The sequence below is a fragment of the Aeromicrobium panaciterrae genome (assembly GCF_031457275.1).
GTDB classification, from domain to species: domain Bacteria; phylum Actinomycetota; class Actinomycetes; order Propionibacteriales; family Nocardioidaceae; genus Aeromicrobium; species Aeromicrobium panaciterrae_A.
Genome location: NZ_JAVDWH010000001.1, coordinates 2,294,279 through 2,318,945, shown reverse-complemented (window position 1 = coordinate 2,318,945; position 24,667 = coordinate 2,294,279). Strand labels below are relative to the sequence as shown.

The 24,667-nt window shown below is 64.3% G+C and carries 21 protein-coding genes and 1 pseudogene; 17 read left to right on the top strand and 5 right to left on the bottom strand.

The window, feature by feature from the left end; genetic code table 11:
* The first annotated feature begins 15 nt into the window (after positions 1-15).
* The 5 genes from gatC to J2X11_RS11835 all read left to right on the top strand — a co-directional run bounded on the left by gatC (position 16) and on the right by J2X11_RS11835 (position 5,536).
* Positions 16-309, top strand: a complete 294-nt coding sequence (gatC, locus tag J2X11_RS11855) for an Asp-tRNA(Asn)/Glu-tRNA(Gln) amidotransferase subunit GatC (RefSeq protein ID WP_425548534.1) — start codon at positions 16-18, stop codon at positions 307-309.
* A complete protein-coding gene (gene gatA / locus J2X11_RS11850; protein WP_309971196.1) occupies positions 306-1,817 on the top strand; it encodes an Asp-tRNA(Asn)/Glu-tRNA(Gln) amidotransferase subunit GatA in 1,512 nt (503 codons plus the stop codon). The genes gatC and gatA overlap by 4 nt, the downstream gene beginning before the upstream one ends.
* On the top strand, positions 1,814-3,307 hold the full coding sequence (gene gatB / locus J2X11_RS11845; RefSeq protein WP_309971194.1) for an Asp-tRNA(Asn)/Glu-tRNA(Gln) amidotransferase subunit GatB: 1,494 nt from the start codon (positions 1,814-1,816) through the stop codon (positions 3,305-3,307). Before gatA ends, gatB begins: the two co-directional genes overlap by 4 nt.
* Positions 3,308-3,419: 112 nt before the next feature.
* Positions 3,420-4,409 carry an endonuclease/exonuclease/phosphatase family protein gene (locus J2X11_RS11840; RefSeq protein WP_309971191.1) on the top strand — a complete coding sequence of 330 codons (990 nt, stop codon included), beginning with the start codon at positions 3,420-3,422 and terminating at the stop codon, positions 4,407-4,409.
* Positions 4,410-4,555: 146 nt separating this feature from the next.
* Positions 4,556-5,536 carry a GGDEF domain-containing protein gene (locus tag J2X11_RS11835; RefSeq protein WP_309971188.1) on the top strand — a complete coding sequence of 327 codons (981 nt, stop codon included), beginning with the start codon at positions 4,556-4,558 and terminating at the stop codon, positions 5,534-5,536.
* Here the strand turns inward: J2X11_RS11835 and J2X11_RS11830 are convergent.
* Both J2X11_RS11830 and J2X11_RS11825 read right to left on the bottom strand, forming a co-directional pair.
* Positions 5,527-6,411 carry an alpha/beta fold hydrolase gene (locus tag J2X11_RS11830; protein WP_309971185.1) on the bottom strand — a complete coding sequence of 295 codons (885 nt, stop codon included), beginning with the start codon at positions 6,409-6,411 and terminating at the stop codon, positions 5,527-5,529. The genes J2X11_RS11835 and J2X11_RS11830 overlap by 10 nt on opposite strands.
* Before the next feature lie 32 nt (positions 6,412-6,443).
* A complete protein-coding gene (locus J2X11_RS11825; protein ID WP_309971183.1) occupies positions 6,444-7,298 on the bottom strand; it encodes an ATP-grasp domain-containing protein in 855 nt (284 codons plus the stop codon).
* Between the two features lie 71 nt (positions 7,299-7,369).
* Between J2X11_RS11825 and J2X11_RS11820 the strand changes: the two genes are divergently transcribed.
* From J2X11_RS11820 to ilvC, 7 genes are all read left to right on the top strand, one after another.
* Entirely contained in the window at positions 7,370-8,014 is a 645-nt protein-coding gene (locus J2X11_RS11820) for a SatD family protein (protein ID WP_309971181.1), read from the top strand.
* Positions 8,011-8,670, top strand: a complete 660-nt coding sequence (locus J2X11_RS11815; RefSeq protein WP_309971178.1) for a hypothetical protein — start codon at positions 8,011-8,013, stop codon at positions 8,668-8,670. Before J2X11_RS11820 ends, J2X11_RS11815 begins: the two co-directional genes overlap by 4 nt.
* Positions 8,671-8,712: 42 nt before the next feature.
* Positions 8,713-10,398, top strand: a complete 1,686-nt coding sequence (gene ilvD / locus J2X11_RS11810; RefSeq protein WP_309971175.1) for a dihydroxy-acid dehydratase — start codon at positions 8,713-8,715, stop codon at positions 10,396-10,398.
* Positions 10,399-10,403: 5 nt separating this feature from the next.
* Positions 10,404-11,831: an SDR family NAD(P)-dependent oxidoreductase gene (locus tag J2X11_RS11805; protein ID WP_309971172.1), complete on the top strand. Its 1,428-nt coding sequence runs from the start codon at positions 10,404-10,406 to the stop codon at positions 11,829-11,831.
* 217 nt (positions 11,832-12,048) lie between these two features.
* Positions 12,049-13,818 carry an acetolactate synthase large subunit gene (locus J2X11_RS11800; protein WP_309971169.1) on the top strand — a complete coding sequence of 590 codons (1,770 nt, stop codon included), beginning with the start codon at positions 12,049-12,051 and terminating at the stop codon, positions 13,816-13,818.
* Positions 13,818-14,348, top strand: coding sequence for an acetolactate synthase small subunit (gene ilvN, locus J2X11_RS11795; protein ID WP_309971166.1), 531 nt, complete (start codon positions 13,818-13,820; stop codon positions 14,346-14,348). The genes J2X11_RS11800 and ilvN overlap by 1 nt, the downstream gene beginning before the upstream one ends.
* Positions 14,349-14,394: 46 nt before the next feature.
* Positions 14,395-15,420 (top strand): ketol-acid reductoisomerase, encoded by a 1,026-nt coding sequence (ilvC, locus tag J2X11_RS11790; RefSeq protein WP_309971163.1) that lies wholly within the window; start codon positions 14,395-14,397, stop codon positions 15,418-15,420.
* Here ilvC and yczR read toward each other — a convergent pair.
* Positions 15,417-16,868 carry a MocR-like transcription factor YczR gene (yczR, locus tag J2X11_RS11785; RefSeq protein ID WP_309971144.1) on the bottom strand — a complete coding sequence of 484 codons (1,452 nt, stop codon included), beginning with the start codon at positions 16,866-16,868 and terminating at the stop codon, positions 15,417-15,419. The genes ilvC and yczR overlap by 4 nt on opposite strands.
* Before the next feature lie 60 nt (positions 16,869-16,928).
* On the opposite strand from yczR, the gene J2X11_RS11780 reads away from it, so the two are divergent.
* Together J2X11_RS11780 and yczE are read left to right on the top strand one after the other, a co-directional pair.
* Positions 16,929-17,087: a hypothetical protein gene (locus J2X11_RS11780; protein ID WP_309971141.1), complete on the top strand. Its 159-nt coding sequence runs from the start codon at positions 16,929-16,931 to the stop codon at positions 17,085-17,087.
* Positions 17,060-17,635: pseudogene (gene yczE, locus J2X11_RS14485) on the top strand (membrane protein YczE); the annotation flags it as partial. The gene J2X11_RS11780 and the pseudogene yczE, both read left to right, overlap by 28 nt.
* A 30-nt stretch (positions 17,636-17,665) precedes the next feature.
* On the opposite strand, the gene J2X11_RS11775 reads toward yczE, so the two are convergent.
* Complete coding sequence (locus J2X11_RS11775) at positions 17,666-18,229, bottom strand: O-methyltransferase (RefSeq protein ID WP_309971138.1); 564 nt, start codon at positions 18,227-18,229, stop codon at positions 17,666-17,668.
* A gap of 495 nt (positions 18,230-18,724) precedes the next feature.
* Here J2X11_RS11775 and J2X11_RS11770 point away from each other — a divergent pair, with 495 nt between their 5' ends.
* The 3 genes from J2X11_RS11770 to J2X11_RS11760 all read left to right on the top strand — a co-directional run bounded on the left by J2X11_RS11770 (position 18,725) and on the right by J2X11_RS11760 (position 22,457).
* Positions 18,725-19,792 (top strand): 3-isopropylmalate dehydrogenase, encoded by a 1,068-nt coding sequence (locus J2X11_RS11770; protein ID WP_396127860.1) that lies wholly within the window; start codon positions 18,725-18,727, stop codon positions 19,790-19,792.
* A gap of 43 nt (positions 19,793-19,835) precedes the next feature.
* Positions 19,836-20,939, top strand: a complete 1,104-nt coding sequence (locus tag J2X11_RS11765; protein ID WP_309971131.1) for a branched-chain amino acid aminotransferase — start codon at positions 19,836-19,838, stop codon at positions 20,937-20,939.
* Positions 20,940-21,047: 108 nt separating this feature from the next.
* Positions 21,048-22,457: an aspartate ammonia-lyase gene (locus J2X11_RS11760; RefSeq protein ID WP_309971129.1), complete on the top strand. Its 1,410-nt coding sequence runs from the start codon at positions 21,048-21,050 to the stop codon at positions 22,455-22,457.
* Here the strand turns inward: J2X11_RS11760 and J2X11_RS11755 are convergent.
* Entirely contained in the window at positions 22,414-24,666 is a 2,253-nt protein-coding gene (locus J2X11_RS11755) for a hypothetical protein (RefSeq protein ID WP_309971126.1), read from the bottom strand. The two genes, J2X11_RS11760 and J2X11_RS11755, sit on opposite strands and share 44 nt — an antisense overlap.
* Position 24,667: the final 1 nt, after the last annotated feature.

The following is a 24,667-nucleotide window of genomic DNA, read 5'->3' as shown; positions in this document are numbered from 1 at the left end:
TGTATGTCAGAGCCCTTGGGCATCTCGCGCGCCGATGTCGCCCATCTGGCCGGCCTCGCGCGCATCGATCTGAGCGACGCCGAGCTCGACCATCTCGCGACCGAGCTGCCGTCGATTCTCGAGTACGTCGCTGCTGTCCAGCAGGCTGCTGGAGATGACGTCGAAGCGATGAGTCACCCCGTCCCGGTCAACAACGTGTTTCGTGAGGATGTCGTACGCCCGAGCCTGACGCAGGACGAAGCGCTCGCCATGGCGCCGGCTTCGGACCAGGGACGCTTCGGCGTGCCCAAGATTCTGGGTGAAGAATGAGCGATCTGACGAAGTCGACAGCCGACGAGCTGTCACAGAAGCTCGCCGCGGGTGACACCAGCTCGGTCGAGGTGACGCAGGCGCACATCGACCGCATCGCCGCTGTTGACGGCGCCATTCACGCGTTCCTGCACGTCGACGCCGAAGGTGCGCTCGCCACGGCGGCTGACGTTGACGCCCGCCGCGCCAAGGGTGAGAAGCTGCACGCCCTCGCCGGCGTACCGATCGCGGTCAAGGACATCGTCGCGACGATTGGCCTGCCCACGACCTGCGGCTCCAAGATCCTCGACGGCTGGATCCCGCCGTACGACGCGACGATCACGCAGCGCATCAAGGCTGCAGGCCTGCCGATTCTCGGCAAGACCAACATGGACGAATTCGCGATGGGCTCGTCGACCGAGCACTCCGCGTACGGGCCGACCTTCAACCCGTGGGACACGACCCGCAGCCCGGGCGGTTCCGGTGGTGGATCCGCTGCCGCAGTCGCCGCCTTCGAGGCACCGCTTGCGATCGGCACTGACACCGGTGGCTCGATCCGCCAGCCTGGCGCCCTCACCGGCACCGTTGGTGTGAAGCCGACGTATGGGGGAGTGAGCCGTTACGGACTCGTCGCCCTGGCCAGCAGCCTCGACCAGGCTGGCCCGGTCACCCGCTCAGTCCTCGATGCAGCGCTGCTGCACGAGCTCATCGGTGGCCATGACCCGTGTGACTCGACGAGCATTGACGAAGCCGTTCCGGCGGTCGTTGCCGCTGCACGCAAGGCTGACGTCAAGGGCCTCAAGGTCGGCATCATCACGGAGCTCGGCGGCGATGGCTTCCAGCCCGGCGTACGCGCTCGTTTCGACGAGGCTGTCGCCCTGCTGACGGGCGCCGGCGCCGAGGTTGTCGAGGTCTCACTCCCGAGCCTCGAGCACGCTCTCGCCGCCTACTACCTGGTGATGCCGAGTGAAGCGAGCAGCAACCTCGCCCGCTTCGATGCGATGCGTTATGGCGTACGCGTGCCGCCCGAAGGTTCCGACGATCCGAGCGCTGAGCAGGTCATGGCCTCGAGTCGTGACGCTGGCTTCGGCGATGAGGTCAAGCGCCGCATCATCCTCGGCACCTACGCGCTGTCGAGCGGCTACTACGACGCCTACTACGGCTCGGCACAGAAGGTGCGCACGCTCATCGCCTCCGACTTCGCGGCTGCATTCGCGAAGGTTGACGTGCTCGTCTCGCCGACATCGCCAACCACTGCGTTCGAGCTTGGCGCCAAGCTCGATGACCCGCTGTCGATGTACTTGCAGGACGTAGCCACGATCCCCGCGAACCTCGTGGGCATCCCAGGACTGTCACTTCCGATCGGCCTCGCCGACGAGGACAGCCTTCCGGTGGGTCTGCAGTTCCTCGCACCGCAGAAGGCAGATGACCGGCTCTACAACGCCGGCGCTGCACTCGAACGACTCCTCGAGGAGAAGTGGGGCGGCCAGTTGATTGCGCAGGCCCCCGAGCTGGAGGTGGCCCGATGACTGAGACTCTTGTCCCGTTCGACGAGGCCATCGAGCGCTACGACCCCGTGATGGGTCTCGAGATCCACATCGAGCTCAACACGGCGACCAAGATGTTCTGTGGTTGCCCGACCGAGTTCGGCGCTGAGCCCAACACGCAGACGTGCCCCGTATGTCTCGCGCTGCCAGGTGCTCTGCCGGTCGTGAACGCCAAGGCCGTCGAGTCCGCCATCCGTATGGGTCTCGCGCTCAACTGCGAGATCGCCGAGTGGTGCCGCTTCGCGCGCAAGAACTACTTCTATCCGGACATGCCCAAGAACTTCCAGACGTCGCAGTACGACGAGCCCATCGCGTTCGACGGCTACGTTGACGTTGAGGTCGACGGTGAGACCTACCGGATCGAGATCGAGCGCGCTCACATGGAGGAAGACACCGGCAAGGCGCTGCACGTGGGCGGCTCGACGGGTCGCATCCACGGTGCTGACTACTCGCTGGTCGACTACAACCGCGCCGGCATCCCGCTGATCGAGATCGTCACCCGCACGATCGAGGTTCCGGCTGACAAGGCTCCTGCCGTTGCTCGCGCCTACGTGTCGCACGTGCGCGACCTGATCGGTGGTCTCGGCGTCTCCGATGTCCGCATGGACCAGGGCTCGCTGCGCGCTGACGTCAACCTGTCGCTCAAGCCCAAGGGCTCGGACACGCTCGGCACCCGCTCCGAGACCAAGAACGTCAACTCGTTCAGGTCAGTCGAGCGAGCCGTACGGTACGAGGTCTCGCGGCACGCCGGAATCCTCGATGAGGGCGGCAAGGTTCTGCAGGAAACTCGCCACTTCCAGGAGGACAGCGGCACCACGTCTTCTGGTCGCGAGAAGTCCGATGCTGACGACTACCGTTATTTCCCGGAGCCTGACCTCGCTCCCGTTTCGCCATCGCGCGAATGGGTCGAAGAGCTGCGCAAGACTCTGCCCGAGCCTCCGGCCGTACGCCGAGCTCGCCTCCAGGCCGACTGGGGCTTCTCCGACCTCGACATGCGCGACACGATCGGTGCGGGCGCGCTCGACCTGATCGTCGCCACGGTTGAGGCTGGCACGACTCCGCAAGCTGCCAAGAAGTGGTGGCTTGGCGAGATGGCTCGACGTGCCAACGAAACCGGCACGGATCTCGATACCCTCGGCATCACGCCGACACAGGTCGCCGAGATCCAGGCGTTGATCGACTCAGGTCGTATCAACGACAAGCTCGCTCGCTCTGTCTTTGACGGTGTCATCGCTGGGGAGGGCACTCCGGAGGAAGTCATCGCCGGGCGCAGCCTCGAAGTTGTCTCCGACGATGGTGCGCTTGGTGCAGCGGTCGATCGCGCCATCGAGGGTGACCCGGACGCGGCGCAGAAGATCCGTGACGGCAACCTTGGTGTCGCTGGCGCGCTGATCGGAGCCGTGATGAAGGAGATGCGCGGCCAGGCTGACGCCGGTCGCGTGCGCGAGCTCATCCTCGAAAAACTGACCTGACGCCCTAGTCCTCCTGGATCGATTTCCGAATTCTCCGGATTTTCTTTTCAGTTCACCGATACTGGTGTCAGGGAGAGCAGGATGAGGGTCTTGCTGTGAGGGAGCAGTTGTCATGAGGAGTACGTCTGTCGTACGCACGCGAGCACGTGCCATTTTCGCGGCCCTGGTCTTGGCGAGCGCACTCGCGACAGGGCAGTCTGCGCAGGCTGGCGCTGTCTCAGCGAGCGGTCTCCAGACGGCCGACGAGCCGTCGGAAGGCCTGTCGATTGCGGCCTACAACGTCCGCAAGATCTACTCGACAACTGACTGGGGTGCGCGTCGCCAACCCGTCGCCGACAACATCTTGAGCATCGCGCCCGATGTCATCGGACTGTCCGAGGCGACCCCCAAGACGTGGGCTGGGAACGGCAAGAAGCAATTTGCTGATCTGCTCGCACTTCTGGGCAGCCCCTACGCCCTCGCCACCAGCGGATCGACCTCCAGCGGCACACAGTTGGCGTACAACCGAGATCGCCTGTCCGTGGTCAGCAGCGGCGTCAAGGTGCTCCTGAAGAAAGGTGACGCTCGCCGCTACGCCGTGTGGGCTGTCTTCAAGGATCGGCTGAACGGCAAGTCCTTCTTCGCGATCACCACCCACCTCGAGCCCGGATCGCAGAAGAGCAGCACCTACAACGATGTGCGCATCCGTCAGGCGCGGCAGGTTCGGGACCTGGCGAAGGCCAACTCCGGAGGTCGCCCCACAGTGATTCTCGGTGACATGAACTCCAGCCGCTCCGCCCAGCCATACAACGGCCAGTACAAGGTTTTCGTGGGTGCCGGCTACATCGATCCGCTCGACAACGCCAAAGCCTCGTGGGCCGCAGGTGACAACGCGCTTGCCGAGACGATGATCAACGCGCAGTACAACTCCGCGAACCACTTCTATCTCACACCACCACGCACCAAGTTCGACGTCGGCACCCACATCGACTACATGTATGTGTCGCCGGGCATCCGCGTCGAGACGTGGCGACAGGTGCTGTCGCTCGACGAAGCGGGCAATTTCGTCGGGACGATCCCGTCGGATCACAACATGATGGAAATGCGCGTTCACCTGCCGTAATTGGCCTAGTCGAAAACCCTACGTGACTGGGGTCACATTTTCGCGTCATAAGTGCACATCTGGCGCGTCTGGTGGGTATGACCGTTTTGCCTCGGATCCCCGCACATCCCGGTAACGTCAGAAGTGGCGTACAGGGAGGGAGACCCGTGCTCGCAGGTGATTTGAACGAGCCTGGACAGATTGCTGTCTGGCACCGTCGGGGTGCCCTGAGGTTCTCGATTGCGATCGTCATCATGCTGACGGCCGAGATCGTCACCCTGACCATTTCTTTCGCAGCGTTGGTCACCTTGCTCAGTGCAGCAATCGTCGGGTACGCGGCGTTCAGAGCTTTGACATACCTCGGTCTTGCGGAGCGACGGTGGTCGCTCCTGCTGTGGCCGCTGGCCACCTGTTCGACACTCGGCGTTCTGCACATGGCCTCGAGCGACATCGGAACTCTGCTGCCGGGCCTCATCGTCCTGGCATTCCAGTTCATCGGGATCACTCAGCCGCCGGGAACCGGCTTGCTGTTCATTTTGCCCGCGTCGGCGCTCTTGCTTCATCTCACTGACATGAGCAGCCGCGACGCGGTCATCCGACTTCCCCTCGCCATCTTGGTGTGGCTCGTGGTCAGTGAGGTTCCTTCGCGTCTGCTCGGTGAGCTGCGGGACAAGCAGCGCGCTCTGGAACTGCTCGCGACCACCGATCCACTCACGGGTTTGCTGAATCGCTCGCGGCTCGAAGCGCACCTCGAAATGGCGGGGGACAGCAGCGCTGTTGCCGTCATCGACCTGGATCATTTCAAGGAATTCAACGACACGCAGGGCCATATTTCTGGAGATCGGGCCCTCGCGGACTTCTCCGGTGTGCTGCAGTCGATGACCCGCGCGGGCGATGCGGCATTCCGCTACGGCGGCGATGAATTCCTGGTGATCTTCCCTCGTACGACACCGGCGGAAGCCGCCGAGATCCTCGACCGATGTGCCGAGATGTGGGACGGCCACGGCTCTGGTCTGACGTTCAGCGCAGGGATCGCGGAGGGTGGAGACGATGCAGTCAGGGCCGCCGACGGACTGTTGTACGAGGCCAAGCGGGGCGGGCGTGAACGTGTACTGACGGTCGAGCGCTCGTTGGCGCGTCAGGCGTGAACGCGGTCGAGCAGTAGTTCGAGCTCTTCCATCACGATCTCGGGGAACTCGACCGGGATGAAGTGCGTCGACGCCAGCTCTCGGTAGCGCGATCCCTCGACCCGCTTGGAAGCGGAGAGCATGTCTCGGGCGCCGGTGAGCATGTCCCACTTGCCGGAGAGGAACGTGGCCGGCACGGCGATCGATGACAATGACACGCGCTGGTGCTCCGAGACGCCGATGGCTAGCTTGGCGTACCAGGACGGGTGGGTCGTGCAGAACTCCTGAAGCAACGTACGCAGCTCGCCGACGTCGGCTGCTGGGTTGATCAGACGTGACCAGCGCAGCATGTTGGCCGTTGCATTGGTCCACGGAATGCGCTTGGTGATCGGCGCGATCACCGGCCCCGACCATCCGCCGGAGCGCGCCAGGCCGACCATGAGGCGTTTGGCGATGAAGGGCGGCACCTTGATCGGCGCCAGCATCGTGGCGAATGTGTTGCCGGGGACTCCGGCCACAGCGAGGATCCCGTTGACGCGCTCGGGGTAGCGACCTGCCAGTTCGAAGGCGACTGTGACTCCCGCCGACCAGCTCACCACGGTTGCGGTCGCGACTCCGGCGTCGTCCATGATGGCGACGGCGTCCTCAACGAAGGCATCGAGATCAACCCGGTTGTCGACAGGTCGAGCCGAGCCACCGGTGCCTCGGTGGTTCCACGAGATGACGCGCACCCCGCAGCCGGGATTGAGCAACGACGGCCATGCGTGCGGATTGGTGCCGAGGCCATTCGACACCAGCACGACGGGACCCTCGGCATCGTTGGTCCAGGCCCGGAGCTTCGTGCCGTCGGCGCTGATGACGTCGTAGTAGCGCACGAACGCTGTCGGTGTGGTCACGCCGTGAATTGTCGCACCCGCCCGCGTCGTGGTCAGAGGTTCGTCGCAATCGCATCGACGAGACGCTCGGCGCCGCCGTTGGACCACGGCAGGAAAAGGCTCGGTTCGGTCAGCTCGAGCTCGATGACCAGCGGCGATCCGTCGGCTGCGGTCACCAGGTCGACGCGCGCATACATCAGCCCGGCACTTCGTCCGAGGATCTCGTCGGTTGCGGCGAGTGCCTGCTTGGCGATGGCGTGCTGAGCTTCGGAGGGCTCACGCGACATCGGGTTCTCGCCACGTCCGTCGCGGTCCTGACGTACGCCTTCGCCCTTGGCGAGGATTGCGCCCTTGCGGATCGCGTGCGAGAACACGCCGCCGAAGAACAGCATCGCGGTCTCGCCCTCGTCGTCGACAGAGGCAATGTAGGGCTGGGTCATCGAGGTGCGACCGGCGGCCACGAGCTGGGCGGAATGCGCGTACACGTCGTCACGCGAGGTCCACCGCGCCGTGTCCTTCGAGCCGGCGGAGACGGTCGGCTTCACGACCCACTCGTCGTGCTCTCCGATGTCATCTCCGGCTGCGATGTCCCAACGCGTCTCGATGATCGGTACGCCGGCAGCTTCGAGCTGGCGCAAGTAGACCTTGTCGGTGTTCCAGCTGATGACGTCGTGGCTGTTGTGGAGGTTGGGCACGGACGCAGTCCAGGTGAGGAACTCCTCGCGGCGGTTGATGTAGTCCCAGCACGAGCGGACGATCACGGCGTCGTACGCGGACCAGTCGACGGAAGGGTCGTCCCAGTTGGCGAGCTCGGCGTCGATGCCGCGTTGCTTCGCTGCGTCGAGCAGGAGGGGGAGGTCTTCATCCAGTTCACGGAAAGGGGCAGCGGAGACAAAAGCGATGGTCACGCACCCATCCTATGTATGAAGCAATCTGCTTCAAGGTTGCTAAATCAAGCAAATGGCTTCACTATAGAGAAATGAAGCAAAACACTTCACTTCGAGATGCAGCACTTCAGTACGCCGTGATCGGTGACCTGGTCGGTTCTCGCCAGCAGACGTCACGCGGAGAAGCCCAGCAGCACCTGCTCGCGGCACTCGACGCCGTGAACACGCGACTCCCGGCACTCCAAAAGCTCGAGCCGACAATCGGCGACGAGCTCCAGGGTGTGTACGCCAACCTGCACGACGCGCTCTACGCGACCGTGCTGGTCAGGCTCGCGCTGCCCGAAAGCATGGACTGCCGCTTCGGCATCGGCGAAGGAGAGGTGGAGATCGTCGGCACCTCCGCGTACGGTCTGACACAGGACGGACAGGCGTGGTGGTCAGCTCGGGAGGCAATTGATGACGCCAAAGCAAGGGGACGCCATTTTCCGGGACTTCGGACCCGGATCGTGCGCGAGGGATCTGACCAGGGGGATGTCGTGAACGCCTATCTGCTGTGTCGGGACACGCTCGTGAGCGACTTCGACGGGCGCCAGCGACGCATTGCGCTGGGCGTTCTGGACGGCAAGAAGCTGGCTCAGATCGCTACCGACGAGGGCATTTCGACCTCCGCAGTGTCACAGCGTCACCGATCCGGTGTCAGCGTGCTGGTCGAGTCGATCGCGGAGGTACCTCGATGAGTGTGCTCGCAGTCCTGCTCGCGGCAATAGGCGCGGCTGACCTGATTGGCCGGAGGATCTTCTCCGGCTTCATCGTCGTGATCGTCGGACTGTTGCTGGTCGGCGCGGGCTGGAACACCCTGTGGCTTGCCCCGCTGCTCGGCATCGCGGTCTTCGTGTGGATTGTCGGGGCTCGGAGTGACTCCTTCGCCGGCATCACGCTGCTCGCGGTCTACACCGTCGTGCTCATCGCTCTGTCGGAGCAGCTCTCGTTCGACGACGTACCGATCCAGGGCTGGTACGACGACCTCGACATACCTTCGCTCGCGACCGTTCCGTTCGATCGCTTCGCGCTGGGGCTCGGCGTCGTCCTGTTCCTGACCAGCGCGGCCAATGTCGTCGTACGTGAAGTTCTCACCCTGACCGGGCCGCGGGTCCTGGAGCAGGAGGACGACCTCCAAGGAGGTCGCGTGCTCGGTCCGCTGGAGCGCTGGTTCGTGTTCGGCTGCGCCGTGACCGGCAACCTCGCCGCCATCGCCCTGGTTGTCGCAGCCAAGGGCATCCTCCGGTTTCCCGAAATCTCGCGTGACAAGCCCGAGGGGCTGCGCGCGGAGTATGTGCTCGTGGGGAGCTTCGTGAGCTGGGGACTCGCACTGCTGTTCGTCCCACTGTTCTGAGCCACGATCTGACGTCCGGGAGCCCGGTCGTACGCTTGGCGCATGGCATCTGAAAAGCCCATCGACATCAAACCGCGCAGTCGTACCGTCACAGACGGCCTTGAGGCCACGGCATCACGTGGCATGCTGCGCGCAGTAGGCATGGGTGACGACGACTGGGAAAAGCCCCAGATCGGTGTGGCTTCGAGCTGGAACGAGATCACCCCGTGCAACCTGTCGCTCGACCGGCTGGCCAAGGCGGTCAAGACCGGCGTGCACAGCGGCGGTGGCTATCCGCTCGAGTTCGGCACGATCTCGGTGTCGGACGGCATCTCAATGGGACACGAAGGCATGCACTTCTCGCTGGTGAGCCGCGAGATCATCGCTGACTCAGTCGAGACAGTCATGATGGCCGAGCGCCTCGACGGATCCGTCCTGCTCGCTGGCTGCGACAAGAGCCTCCCCGGAATGTTGATGGCAGCTGCGCGCCTCGACCTGGCCAGCGTGTTCCTGTACGCCGGATCGATCATGCCCGGCAACGTCGACGGCAAGGACGTCACGATCATCGACGCCTTCGAGGCAGTCGGAGCGTGCATCAAGGGACTCATCACCCGCGAAGAGGTCGACAAGATCGAACGCGCCATCTGTCCTGGCGAAGGCGCATGTGGTGGCATGTTCACCGCCAACACCATGGCCACGGCCGCTGAGGCACTCGGCATGAGCCTGCCCGGATCGGCCGCACCGCCGGCGATCGACAGCCGCCGCGACGAGTTCGCCGTCGCCTCCGGCGAGGCAGTCGTCGAGCTGCTCCGCAAGGGCATCACGGCTCGACAGATCATGACGAAGGAGGCGTTCGAGAACGCCATCACCGTCACGATGGCACTCGGCGGCTCCACCAACGCTGTGCTCCACCTGTTGGCGATCGCCCGCGAGGCCGAGGTGCCGCTGACGCTTGAGGACTTCAACCGCATCGGCGACAAGGTCCCGCACCTGGGCGACCTCAAGCCGTTCGGCCGCTATGTCATGAACGACGTCGACAAGGCCGGCGGCACCGCCGTCATCATGAAGGCGCTGCTCGACGCGGGTCTGATGCACGGCGACTGCATGACGGTCACCGGCAAGACGATGGCCGAGAACCTCGCCAACATCACCGAGAAGCTTGATGGCGATGTCATCCGTACGCTCGACAAGCCGATTCACAAGACCGGTGGCCTCACGATCCTTCGTGGCTCGCTTGCGCCCGATGGCGCAGTCGTCAAGAGCGCCGGCTTCGATTCCGATGTCTTCCGTGGCACGGCTCGGGTGTTCGACGGCGAGCGCGCTGCCATGGATGCCCTCGAGGACGGCACGATCGTCGCCAACGACGTCGTGGTGATCCGCAACGAGGGACCCAAGGGCGGTCCTGGCATGCGCGAGATGCTCGCGATCACCGGCGCCATCAAGGGTGCTGGACTCGGCAAGGACGTCCTGCTGCTGACCGACGGTCGCTTCTCGGGCGGTACGACCGGACTCTGCGTCGGACACGTCGCACCCGAGGCCGTTGACGGTGGACCCATTGCGTTCGTCAAGGACGGCGACCCGATCGTCCTCGACATGGCCAACCGCACGCTTGAGGTCGAGGTCGAACCCGAAGAGCTCGAGGCTCGAAAGGTCGGCTGGGAGCCCATGCCGCCCAAGTACACAACCGGTGTGCTCGCGAAGTACCGCAAGCTCGTCAGCTCTGCCGCTGACGGCGCCGTCTGCGGCTAGGACCTATGTCTGACATAGATCCGGACGAGCTCGCCATTGCACTGAAGGTGCTCAAGGCCGCCGAACAGCTCATCGAAGATGATCCCGACTACGTTGCGCTGCGTCGCGCGTGCGGGAAGTTCTACAAGAACGTCAAGAAGAACCGTCGACTCGACAAGCGTGCCCAGGTTGCCGCAGCGGACCGTGCTGTCGTCTCGGTGACCGCTACTGGTTCACCCACGCGTATCGATGACGAGACCGAAGGCATCCCGCTAGTCTCCAACGCGCCTGGCGCCACGGCGGGGACGCTTCAGGTCGCGCGGCCTTGCTACATCTGCAAGCAGAAGTACACGGTTGTCGACGCGTTCTATCACCAGCTCTGCCCGGAGTGCGCTGCGCTCAATCGATCCAAGCGCGATGCCCATACCGATCTGACAGGCAAACGGGCCCTGCTCACGGGTGGCCGCGCCAAGATCGGCATGTACATCGCACTGCGCCTCCTGCGCGACGGTGCGCACACGACGGTCACTACGCGATTCCCGCACGACGCCGTACGCCGATTCACCGCAATGCCAGACAGCGCTGACTGGCTGCATCGCCTGCGCATCGTCGGTATCGACCTGCGCGATCCGGCACAGGTTGTCGCGCTCGCCGACTCGGTGGCAGAGCAGGGCTCTCTCGACATCCTGATCAACAACGCAGCGCAGACCGTACGACGTACGCCCGGCGCCTATGCACCCCTGGCTGAAGCCGAGAACGCTCCGCTCCCCGAAGGCCCGTTGCCCGAGCTGTTGACGTTCGGCCACACCAGCGACGCGCATCCTGCGGCGCTCGTCGGCTCAGTCGACTCGCACCCTGTGCTCGCCGGCGACGCGCATACGGCCGAGGAGCTGACCGCGATGGCGCTTACGGCAGGTTCCGCCGATCTCGAGCGGATCGACGCCGGTGGACTGGTGCCTGACACTGTCGACGTCAACAGCTGGACTCAGCGCGTGCACGAGGTCGATGCCCTTGAACTGCTCGAGGTGCAGCTGTGCAACACGACGGCCCCGTTTATCCTCGTCAGCCGACTCCGCCCATCGATGGCCGCAGCGGATGCGCGGCGTACATATGTCGTCAACGTCTCGGCGATGGAGGGCCAGTTCAGCCGCCGCTACAAGGGACCGGGCCACCCGCACACCAACATGGCGAAGGCCGCGCTCAACATGCTGACCCGCACCAGCGCGGGGGAGATGCTCGAGCAGGACGGCATTCTGATGACTGCCGTCGACACGGGATGGATCACGGACGAGCGCCCGCACCCGACCAAAGTGCGCCTGGCCGAGGAGGGCTTCAAGGCTCCTCTCGACCTCGTCGACGGGGCCGCGCGGGTGTACGACCCGATCGTCCAGGGTGAGGCTGGCACCGACCTGTTCGGCGTCTTCCTCAAGGACTACGTGCCGTCACCTTGGTGATCGTCCACATGTTGGTACTTCCTGTCTCAGCACTTGACCATTTCGGCGCGCAGGACGAGACTTAGCGACGTGAACGTGGAAATTCTCGTAGTAGATGACTGACGCGATGGCCTGATCGGCCCCGCGTCTCCCTCGAATGCCTCACGGCCGAGGGATTTTTTTATGCGAACTCACCGACAAGCCACGGGCATACTGAAATGAACAGAAGGAAGAACTCATGACCGAGCAGCTCACCGGGGCCCAGAGCCTCGTGCGGGCACTGGAGCAGGCCGGGGTCGACACGATCTTCGGCATCCCAGGCGGCGCGATCCTGCCTGCGTACGACCCGCTCTTCGACTCCAAGCAGATCCGCCACATCCTCGTACGCCATGAGCAGGGTGCAGGTCACGCGGCTCAGGGCTACGCGCAGGTCACCGGCCGCGTGGGTGTCTGCATGGCCACGTCGGGTCCCGGCGCGACCAACCTCGTGACGGCAATCGCTGACGCACACATGGACTCGGTCCCGATCGTTGCGATCACCGGCCAGGTCCCGAGTGGCGCGATTGGCTCGGACGCGTTCCAGGAAGCCGACATCCGCGGCATCACGATGCCGATCACCAAGCACAGCTTCCTCGTCACGAACGCCGATGACATCCCGCGCGTCATCGCGGAGGCATTCCACATCGCCAGCACTGGTCGTCCCGGCCCAGTCCTCGTCGACATCTCCAAGGACGCGCTGCAGGCGCAGACCACGTACAACTGGCCGAGCGAGCTCGCTCTGCCCGGCTACCGCCCGACCACGCGTCCGCACGGCAAGCAGGTGCGCGAAGCCGCGCGTCTGATCGCTGAGTCCGAGCGCCCGGTCCTGTACGTCGGTGGTGGCGTCATCAAGGCCGAGGCATGGGAAGAGCTGAAGGTTCTTGCCGAGCTGACCCAGATCCCCGTTGTCACGACGCTGATGGCACGTGGAGCGTTCCCCGATTCACACGAGCTGCACCTGGGCATGCCCGGTATGCATGGTTCCGTCGCTGCTGTCGGTGCGCTGCAGAAAAGCGATCTGCTCATCTCGCTGGGTGCTCGCTTCGACGACCGGGTGACGGGCAAGCTCGACTCGTTCGCACCCGGCGCCAAGATCATCCACGCCGACATCGACCCTGCCGAGATCTCCAAGAACCGCGCAGCTGACGTCCCGATCGTGGGCGACTGCCGCGAGGTCATCGCTGATCTGATCGCGATGCTGCAGAAGCAGACCTCGGAGGACAAGCTCACGGTTGAGTGCAGCGCGTGGAAGGCGCAGATGCTCGCTGTGAAGGCGAAGTACCCCGTCGCGTACGACAAGCCCAAGACGGGACTCGCTCCGCAGACGGTCATCGAACGCATCAGCGCGATCGCCGGACCTGACGCCACCTACACGGCCGGCGTCGGCCAGCACCAGATGTGGGCCGCCCACTACGTCGACTTCGAACGTCCGCGCCAATGGCTCAACTCCGGTGGCCTCGGCACGATGGGTTACGCCGTTCCTGCCGCGATGGGCGCGCAGGTCGGTCTGCCCGGAACGGTCGTCTGGGCCATCGACGGCGACGGCTGCTTCCAGATGACCAACCAGGAACTCGCGACCTGCGCGATCGAGGGCATCCCGATCAAGGTCGCGGTCATCAACAACTCCTCACTCGGCATGGTGCGCCAGTGGCAGACGCTGCTGTACGACGGTCGCTACTCCAACACCGACCTCAACACCGGACCGGAGGAGATCGGCGCTCGTCGTATCCCCGACTTCGTGAAGTTGGCGGACGCGTACGGCTGCGTCGGACTTCGCTGCGACAGCGAGGCCGACCTGGACGCCACGATCGAGAAGGCCATGGCGATCACCGATCGGCCGGTCGTGATCGACTTCGTGGTCGAGCGCGACGCAATGGTCTGGCCGATGGTCCACGCCGGCACCAGCAATGACGAGATCCAGATCGCTCGCGACATGGCTCCCGAGTTCGACTCAGAGGAGATGATCTGATGTCCCGCCACACTCTCAGCGTGCTCGTCGAAAACACCCCGGGTGTTCTCGCGCGCGTCTCGAGCTTGTTCATGCGTCGCGGCTTCAACATCGACTCGCTCGCTGTTGGGCCGACAGAGATCCCCGAGATCTCGCGTATGACGATCGTTGTCAACGTCGATGAGCTTCCGCTTGAGCAGGTCACCAAGCAGCTCAACAAGCTCGTCAACGTGCTCAAGATCGTTGAGCTCGACTCGAGTACGGCAGTTGAGCGCGAGCTCATGCTGATCAAGGTCCGTACTGACGCCCAGACTCGTGGGCAGGTGCTCGAGACCGTGCAGCTGTTCCGCGCCAAGGTCGTCGACGTCGCCACAGACGCCGTGACGATCGAGGCAACCGGCGACTCCGGCAAGCTCACCGCGATGCTCAACGTCCTGGAGCCCTTCGGGATCCGAGAGATCGCACAGTCGGGACGCGTGGCCATCGGTCGCGGATCCCGTTCCATCACCGACCGCACCCTGCGTACCGTTCCTGGCTCGCAGGCAGTCTGACTAGCAACACCCAACACTCAAAACCGCTTCAAGGAGAAGAACCCCAGTGGCTGAACTGTTTTACGACGACGACGCAGACCTGAGCATCATCCAAGGACGCCACGTGGCGGTCATCGGCTACGGAAGCCAGGGTCACGCGCACGCGCTCAACCTGCGCGACTCCGGCGTCGACGTTCGTGTCGGTCTGGCCGAAGGCTCCAAGAGCAAGGCCAAGGCTGAAGCCGAGGGCCTCCGCGTCCTTTCGGTCGCTGAAGCAGTCGAGGAAGCCGACGTCACCGTCGTGCTCGCACCCGACCAGTTCCAGCGCCACATCTACGCCGAGTCGATCGCGCCCAACCTGGTCGAGGGCGACGCCCTGGTCTTTGGTCACGGCTTCAACATCCGCTTCGGCTACATCGAGCCCCCGGCGGGCGTCGACGTCCTCCTGGTTGCTCCCAAGGCACCCGGCCACACCGTGCGTCGCGAGTTCGTCGCCGGTCGCGGCATCCCCGACATCGTCGCGGTTGAGCAGGACGCCAGTGGCAAGGGATGGGACCTCGCGCTCTCCTACGCGAAGGCCATTGGCGGTACACGCGCAGGCGTCATCAAGACGACCTTCACCGAGGAGACCGAGACGGATCTCTTCGGCGAGCAGGCAGTGCTCTGTGGTGGCGTTTCGCACCTCGTCCAGGCTGGCTTCGAGACGCTGACCGAGGCTGGCTACCAGCCGGAGATCGCGTACTTCGAGGTGCTGCACGAGCTCAAGCTGATCGTCGACCTCATGTGGGAGGGCGGCATCGCGAAGCAGCGTTGGAGCGTCTCCGACACCGCAGAGTACGGCGACTACGTCTCAGGTCCGCGCATCATCGATGCGTCGGTCAAGGAGCGTATGCAGTCGGTTCTCGCCGAGATCCAGGACGGCACGTTCGCCACGCGCTTCATCGGCGACCAGGACAACGGCGGCAAGGAATTCCTCGAGCTGCGCGAGAAGGAAGCCGGCCACTCGATCGAGGCGACCGGCAAGATTCTCCGTTCGCACTTCTCGTGGAAGCAGCAGGACGCCGACTACGTCGACGGCCAAGCTGCCCGCTAAGCGATCATCTCGAGCGTGGCCGATCGCGGGGGAGTCTCCGCGACGGCCCGCTCAGAGCCGCGTACCTCGCCGTAGGCCAGCGCCAATCGGCTGACAGCTTCGGTGAGGATCTCTGGCGACTGCGTGTAGGGCAGTCGCAGGTGCTTTTCGCCCGCCGATCCGGCGCGCGCGAAGAAGCGAGGTCCGGGAGTCAGCAGCAACTTGTGGCGTGCGGCCGCTGCGGTGAGCTGCGACGAGATGCGATCCGGAAGCGTGAGCCACAAGCTGAGCCCGCCGGCGGGGCACTCCGCCTCGATATCCGGCAACTGGCGGGCGAGCTCGCCCAGCAGATGATCACGGCCAGCGCGCAACGTCGCTCGGCCGGCCGCCGCGGTCTGTCCACCCTCGACGAGCAGTTCGGCGAGTACGAGCTGCTCGAATGCCGCGCTGCCCAGGTCCAGGGTCATACGTGACTGGATCAGCGGCATGACGAGATCGCGGGGAGCGCGGACCCAGCCGACCCGGAGGCCACCCCAGAACACCTTGGATGCCGAGTCGACGAGAACGGTGCGGTTGTCGTACTTCGCGTACGACGGCGGCAGCTCGACTCCGTCGAGATTCACGTCGCGCAAGGACTCGTCGATGATCGGCAGCACGTCGTGCCGACGCAGCTCTCGTGCCCATGCGCTGCGTTCGTCATCGCTCATGATCGACGCGGTGGGGTTGTGGAAGTCAGGGATCAAATAGGCCAGGCGGTGACTGGAACCGCTGAGAGTCGACGCAAGAGCCGGAACATCCCACGCAGTATCGAGCATCGGCAGCGCCGACAGGCGCCCGCCGACAGCTGAGAATGCCTCGTGGGCGTGCGGGTAGCTCGCACCTTCGACGATCACACGGTCGCCGGGGGAGAGCACGGTGTGGGCCATCAACGAGACGGCGCCAAGGGCGCCATTCGTGATGACGATCTGATCAGGATCTGTGGGCAGTCCGCGATCGGTGTAGCGCTGGGCGAGGAGTTCCCGCAGCATTGGCAACCCGTCCGGCAGATAGCCGGTTGTTGCCAGAAGGCCCGGGAGCTTGGTGACCGCCGCCTCGAAGGCCCGGCCGAGGCCAGCGGGTCCGGCAGGTGCGGAGTAGGTGAGCGCGATCGTGTCCTCGCCGTCCGGCGTGACGATCAGGCTGCTCGCGCTGGATGCGGCGTACGGGACATGGATGACGCTCCCGGAACCCTGACGCGAACGCAGAAGGCCTGACGCGCGTAGCTCGGCGTACGTACGTGTGGTCGTTGTCCGACTGACCCCGAGCGCCGTCGCCAGCTCGCGTTCGCTGGGCAGCCGGCTCCCGTCGAGGACTCGACCGTCGACGACAAGCAGCCGGATGCCTTCCGCGAGTCCGCGATAGGCAGGCCCATCGGAGGCGTATGGCCTCAGCAGGGTGGCGAGGCGGGAGGCAGAGATGAGCGTGGACACGAGGCCACTGTTTCACAATTGGCTATGTATTGGAATGCCAATCTGCTGCACCATGGAGTCATGACCGTGATCCTCGCCCTCGTTGGGCTCCTTGCCCTCGCGGCGACGCTGACAGCGCTCGCCCGCGCCGTCGCCACGGACGGCTATGGCAAACGCCCGCCTCCACGCAGCCACCAGGAAGAGTTGGGTCCATGGATCACGCAGCAGTTTTCTCGATGACGCGCATGCCAGAGCGGCTCGTTCGTCTCATCGCTGGGCTGTTCCTCTACGGATTCACGATGGCGATGATGGTCGAGTCGACTCTCGGCCTTGACCCATGGGACGTCTTCCATGAAGGCGTGGCCGAGCAGGCGCCGCTGACTTTTGGACAAGTAGTCATCGTGACGGGTGCGATCGTCCTGCTGCTCTGGATCCCGCTCAAGCAGATCCCAGGCATCGGCACAGTCCTCAACGTCATCATCATCGGACTTGCTGCTGACTTGGGCATCGCCGTGATCACCCAGCCGGACAACATCTGGCTGCGCGGTCTCCTTCTCGTCGGGGGAGTCGTCGGAAACGGCTTTGCCGGCGCGCTCTACATCGGTGCTCAGCTCGGACCGGGACCGCGCGATGGGCTGTGGCTCGCCCTGGTCAAGCGGACTCGGCGAAGCGTTCGCTTCTGGCGCACCACGATTGAGGTCACCGTCCTCGTGGTCGGCTTCCTGCTCGGCGGAACGGTCGGCGTCGGAACGGTCCTGTACGCCCTGACGATCGGCCCGATCGTGCAGTTCTTCCTGCCGTTGGCGCAGATCGACCTGTCAGCGGCGAGTGGCGATGATGAGCGAGGCGTCGACGTCGATGAGCATCTCGACGGCAGCGAACCGATCGTCGGTCAGCCAGCGCTCACGAATGGTGTCGACGCGACCCTCGACGATGGGCGGCCAGAACGCTGACGGCTCGAAGTCGTCGAGCACGACGATGCCGCCTGGCTCAAGGAGATCGGCGAACACGTCGATGGCTTCCATGACCTCGCGAACGTCAACGAACAACAGCGAGAACGGTGCGTACTGCTCCAGCGTCGACCAGTCGCCGGCGATGACGTCCACATTGGGCGTCTCGGCGAAGATCTTCTGAACGTCTTCGGCCAGAGCTGGGTCGAGCTCGGCGCTGACAATCCGGGCATCCTTCGGAGCGCCGCTCGACAGCCAGGCCGAACCGACACCGCAGCCGGTGCCTAGTTCGGCGAGTGTTCCCGTACGCGAGGCAGCGAGCGCGGCAAGCAATCGACCGGTCTCGTTGCGAATCGACGTGATGAATCCGCGCTGGCGAGACAGGTCGAGCGTGCTCGAAACGATCTCGGGGACTTCCGCTGGCGCGCTCACGCCAGACAGTGTCGCATGACTGACTGACGTCTGGCGGCGCTCTCAAATCGTCTCGTCAATCGAGACTCGGCGAAGAAATGCGGACGTAGCAGCAATGGTCGGTCTACTCTCGACACATGCGGAAGCAGCAGCTCGTAGTAATCGCTTGCCGCGGCAGGGCCTCTTAGGGCCACCCCTGCCGCGGAGTTTCGGCATTGGCTCGCCGTTCCGCCGCAGGGATCCAGATCACGATCTGATCTGTTGATGCATCTCTTTCTCCTTTCCGGATGATCTCCGGTTTTGGTGTCTGGCGGAACGGCGGACCCGCCACCTCCGTCGGCGCGATCAACGAAGGAGCAAGACCATGGATCCGTACCTGATGGAGTGGGGACCGGCGCATCTGCGTGATGAGCCAACCCCCGAACTCGAGCTCGAGTTCGACGACCGTCCCGACGACAACTGAGGCGTCCCAAATGACAAGACGGCTGTTTCAAATCATGAGACGACGACCGTAGAATGACGCCTATGAGTCGCACGTACAAGCTTGCTGTCATCCCCGGTGACGGTATTGGCCCCGAAGTCACTGCCCAGGCACTCAAGGTGCTCGACCTCGTCGCTGCAGAGCACGGTGTCGCCTTCGACAAGACCGAGTTCAACCTCGGCGCTAAGCGTTGGCACGCCACCGGCGAAGTCCTCCCTGACGCTGAGCTCGCTTCGATCCGTACGCACGACGCGATCCTGCTCGGAGCCGTTGGCGATCCGACCGTGCCCTCAGGCACCCTCGAGCGCGGACTGCTGCTCAAGCTTCGCTTTGAGCTCGATCACTACGTCAACCTGCGCCCGTCGAAGATCTACCCGGGCGTCCCCACTCCTCTCGCCAACCCCGGAGTCGTCGACTTCGTCGTGGTCCGCGAAGGCACCGAGGGCCCCTATGTCGGCAACGGCGGCGCAATCCGCGTCGGCACGCCGCAGGAGCTCGCGACTGAGGTCAGCGTCAACACGGCATTCGGTGTCGAGCGCGTTGTCCGCGATGCGTTCGCCCGCGCCCAGGCTCGGCCTCGCAAGAAGCTCACCCTGGTACACAAGAACAACGTCCTCGTCCACGCCGGACACCTGTGGACTCGTACGGTCGACGCTGTCGCGACCGAGTTCCCCGACATCGCTGTCGACTACCTTCACGTCGATGCCGCAACGATCTTCCTGGTCACTGATCCGTCACGCTTCGACGTGATCGTCACCGACAACCTGTTCGGCGACATCCTGACCGACCTCGCCGCCGCCGTAACGGGTGGCATTGGTGTTGCCGCCAGCGGCAACATCAACCCCGATGGCACTGCACCGAGCATGTTTGAGCCGGTCCATGGATCAGCCCCCGACATCGCCGGACAGTCGAAGGCAGATCCGACTGCCGCCATCCTTTCGGCCGCACTCCTTCTCGATCACCTGGGTCTGCCCGAAGCGGCTGCCCAGATCAACGCAGCTGTCGAGTCCGACATCGCGTCACGTGGCACCTCTCCTCGCAGCACAGAGGAGGTGGGAGAGGCTATCGCCGCACGCGTGGCCGGAGGCGTAGCGGTCGGTTAACGACCATTACCCTCCGACCTCAGAAAGTACTACCGTGACTCCTATGACTGCATCACCCGCGTTTGCCCCAACCGTCGAGCTGCATCCGCATCCGCGGACCCGCGACGAGCTTGGCGTGATCCTCGCCAATCCAGGCTTCGGCAACTACTTCACGGACCACATGTTCTTGGCCAAGTGGACGCCGGACGAGGGCTGGGCCTATCCACGGATCGTGCCCTACGGCCCCCTGACGCTTGATCCGGCCACTGCTGTTCTTCATTACGCCCAGGAAGTCTTCGAAGGACTCAAGGCGTACGCGCACGCCGACGGCTCGATCTGGCTGTTTCGTCCCGAGGCAAATGCCGAGCGGATGCAGCGGTCCGCGCATCGACTCGCGCTGCCTGAGCTCCCGACCGATTGGTTCATCGGTTCAATCAAGGCGCTCATTGAAGTCGACGCGGCATGGGTTCCGAACGGTGACGAGAAGAGTCTGTACCTCCGTCCATTCATGTTCGCGTCGGAGCGGTTCCTCGGCGTGCGGCCCAGCCAGCACGTCACGTACGGACTCATCAGTTCGCCGGCCGGTGCCTACTTCCCCGAGGGTCTCAAGCCTGTCTCGATCTGGCTGTCGACTGAGTACGCCCGCGCCGGTGCGGGCGGCACAGGCGCCGCCAAGTGCGGCGGCAACTACGCGTCGAGTCTGCTGCCCCAGCAGGAAGCCGCAGCTCAGGGCTGTGCCCAGGTTGCGTTCCTGGATTCCACGGAGCACAAGTGGGTCGAGGAGCTGGGTGGCATGAACCTCTTTTACGTTCAGTCCGATGGCTCAATCGTCACCCCAGAGCTCTCCGGCTCGATCCTCGAGGGCATCACCCGCGACTCGCTCATCACGCTGGCACGCGACCTCGGACACGAAGTCGTCGAGCGGCGGGTCAGCATCGACGAGTGGCGCGACGGCTGTGCCGACGGCACGATCACTGAGGTGTTCGCCTGCGGAACGGCCGCAGTCGTCACACCGATCCGCTCGCTGAAGTGGGAGGGCGGGGAGGCTGTCCCCGGTGACGGCGAGGCAGGCAAGGTCACGTCTGAGCTCCGGGCCGCTCTGGTCGATATCCAGTACGGTCGCGCACCCGACCGTCACGGCTGGTTGCAGCAGGTTCTTCCGGCCTGAAATTTACTGTACTGGCCAGTACAGTCACCGGGTGCTCGGAATGAGCCTTGTCGTGCCCTAGTGTCGGCCTAGAGGCCCAACGATGTGCCTCTTGTACTGGAGGCGCACATGTCTGTTGTCACGCGTACCGAACACGATCTGATCGGTGACCGCGAGATTCCTGCCGACGTCTACTGGGGTGTACACACCCTGCGGGCGTTGGAGAACTTTCCCATCACCGGTATCCCCATCGGGGTGAGCCCGTACCTCGTCGAGTCGCTCGCCGCGGTCAAGCAGGCTGCCGCTGCTGCGAACCATGATCTTGGGCTGCTCGATGACGAGCGGTACGCAGCAATTCGCGGTGCCTGCGAGGAGATCCGCTCGGGTGCGCTGCACGATCATTTTGTCGTTGATGTGATGCAGGGCGGCGCCGGCACGTCGACCAACATGAACGCCAACGAGGTCATCGCCAACCGCGCTCTTGAGTTGATGGGGTACAAGAAGGGCGACTACGACACGCTGCACCCCAACGAGCACATCAACCTCAGCCAGTCGACCAACGACGTCTACCCGACCGCGGTCAAGATCGCGATCATCATGGCGACTCACGCTTTGCTCGACGCGATGGAAGTGCTCGAAGCCTCGTTCGCGGCCAAGGCCGACGAGTTCCACGACGTACTCAAGATGGGCCGAACGCAGCTTCAGGACGCGGTGCCGATGACGCTCGGCCAGGAATTCCGCACCTACTCGTTGATGATCGGCGAGGATCGCGCGCGCCTGTCCGAGTCGGTGATGCTGCTGCACGAGATCAACCTCGGCGCCACGGCGATTGGCACGATGCTCAACGCGCCCGCGGGATACGTGCCCTCAGCCTGTGGGCACCTGGCCAAGCTCACGGGGCTCCCGCTCGAGAGCGCGGTCGACCTGATCGAGGCGACCCAGGATTGTGGTGCGTTCGTTCAGCACTCCGGCACATTGAAGCGCGTCGCGGTGAAGCTCTCGAAAATCTGCAATGACCTGCGACTCCTTTCGTCCGGACCACGCGCAGGCTTCAACGAGATCAACCTCCCCGCTGTGCAAGCCGGGTCGAGCATCATGCCCGGCAAGGTCAACCCTGTCATCCCCGAGGTCGTCAACCAGGTCGCCTTCCAGATCATCGGCATGGATGTCACGGTCTCGATGGCAGCGGAAGGGGGGCAGCTTCAGCTCAACGCATTTGAGCCGGTCATTTGCTACTCGCTGTCGGCCGGCCTTTCCCGGCTGCGTGAGGCGGTGCTGGTGTTGGCCAAGCGCTGCGTCGACGGCATCACGGCGAACGTGGAGCTTTTGCGCGCTGAGGTCGAGAACTCGATCGGTCTGGTGACCGCGCTCAACCCGTACATCGGATACGCAGCCGCGACCGAGGTCGCCAAGGAGGCGCTGGCCACGGGGCGCGGTGTGGCTGAGCTCGTTCTAGAGCGCGGATTGCTGCCGCGCGAGAAGCTTGAGGCGATTCTCAAACCTGAGACGCTGGCGAATCTGGCTCCGCGGCCGAAGTAGCGGCTTCCCAGGCTGCCGTCGCGTCGGCGATCTGCTGCGTCTGTTCCTCCAACTTGAACGGATGGTCTTGGATCGGCGTGGAGGTGAAGACCGCATCCACAAGGTCGACGTCCAGATCCGCCAACAAGCCAGAAGACAACTCAGCCGCGGCCGCAGTCGCGAGTTGATGGGCGCGGCCTATGTCGGGTTGCACGCGTGCCCAGGAAGCCAGCATCAGGCGAGCTATCGCGGAATGGTCGGCGACCTGCTCAAAGAGCGCGATCTGCTCAGGGATCATGCTCTCTTTGTCTCGGCGATACGCAAACAGGTCGAGCAGCGAGAGCCTCCGGTCGAGCCGCCACTCTGCTCTCAGGCGATCAGCGATCACGGCGTCACCTTGGTCGACAAGGCCATCGCGGTAGAACCACGAGGCCTCGACGATGGGGTAGAGGCGATTCTGCGGGTCAAGCCTGCCGGCCGCGGAGAGAAGTCGCGAGGCCTCCGCGGCATCGAGGGAATGTCGGACCACGTGGTACGCGGACCACCAGGCGTAGGCCGACTGGAGCGGGTGGTACCGACTCTCGTTGAGGGTCAGGTCATCAATGATGAGGCGGTGCTGCTGCTCGGCAGAGAACAGATCGTTGGGATTCACCACGGCTCGCCCCGAGATCTTGGAAGCTTGCTGGGCGAAGCCACTTGTTGCCGCGACCATCAGATCTGCGCGGGTCATCACGGTGAGGTCGAACAGCGCCTTGTCCGCCCTGCTGGTCCAGGTCGGTTGCGCCAGGTCATTGATGCTCATGACGCCCTCGGTGTCTCGCAGCTCGTCGAGCACATCCTGCTCCTGCCCAACGGCCAGAACCGTCCGGCCTTCCGCATGTAGGTGCCGGACCGCCGCACGTGCGACGGGGAGGGCCATCGCCTTGGACATGAACCGCGATGATTCGCGAAAGAAGCCGACTATCAGGTCACCGCCGCGCAGATGGATTGCCGCCATGCCGTCATCCAGGTCCAGCTCACGCGCCGCGTCCACTGCGGCTTGCCGTTGGGCAGAGAACCCGATCTCGCTGAACTCGCGCGAATAGTTCTCGGCTAGCTCGGGAAAGTCCGTCGATGACAGGTGCCGATCAAGTCCGTGGCTTTTGCACGAGAGCCCGATCGCGCGTACGAGTCGACGGTCCAGCTCTTCAAGGGTCTGGTCATCGGGCCCCAGCGTGATGATGTTGGTCGAGTCATTCTCGCCCTCGTACGTGTCGCGGAACTCCTGCGTGAACATGTTGGCGGCGGGCTCGATCGCGTGCAAGGCGTCGTCGACGTACCGGTTTGTCCACGAGTACTGGAAGGTGAGTCCCATCAGCCGGGCAAGGCGTATGGCGGCCACCATGGCGTTGAGCCGTTCGCCGAAACCGTCGGTGCGCTGCGACACCGCCAGCTTGTGTCTCAAGGTCGAGCTGCTCTCAGCAGGAAGTGCTCGCACCTCGACGTCACGGATCTCCACGCCGTCAGGACTCACCAGCCGCACGTGTCGTGTCCACACCTGCCTGGCGAAGCGTCCGACACCCACGTGCCTCGCGCCGGTCAGCTTGATCTTGGCGACATCGATCCAGCGCGTGCCCTCGTTGCTCACCTGAACAGTTAGCACGCCGGGGGTGGTGGCCTGTCGTCTCACCCAGACCGAATCGATGCTGTGCACGTACCCGAGATCGATCAGACTCCTGTCTTGCGAGACGTCGCCGAAGGCCGCCAGGTCAACCAGGTAGCGACGGCCTCGTCGACGGGCGACGGTGATGTGTTTCCCGCTCGTGACCTCGCCCAGCGCGCCTCGCAGTTGTGCTGTGCGAGCCCAGGAAGGGTCGGTCTCGCGCATGTTCGCGTCGACTGGCGCCTGGACCTCGGCGAGGCGATCGACAAGGTTCGAGCCCCGCTCGAGCGAGACGTAGGCGCCGTGCTCCTCAACCTGTCGCAACATCCACCAGATGGTCTTGGCGGACGGAGCGAAGGCGACGTCATCGATCACCACATCGAACTTCGAGTTCTGCAGCGCGGGCCGTGCGGCAGACGCGCGCCCAGCAGGCGACAAAACCAAAATGCTGGCTTCCGGGAACCAGCGGTGCGCCCGACGTATCCAAGGCCCACGAGACCGGCTCGTCACCACTGCGACTGACGTTGGTTCCAGCGGGCGAAGTGCAGCGAGGGTCTCGCGGAGTGCGCGTCGCCGACCGACCTGCATG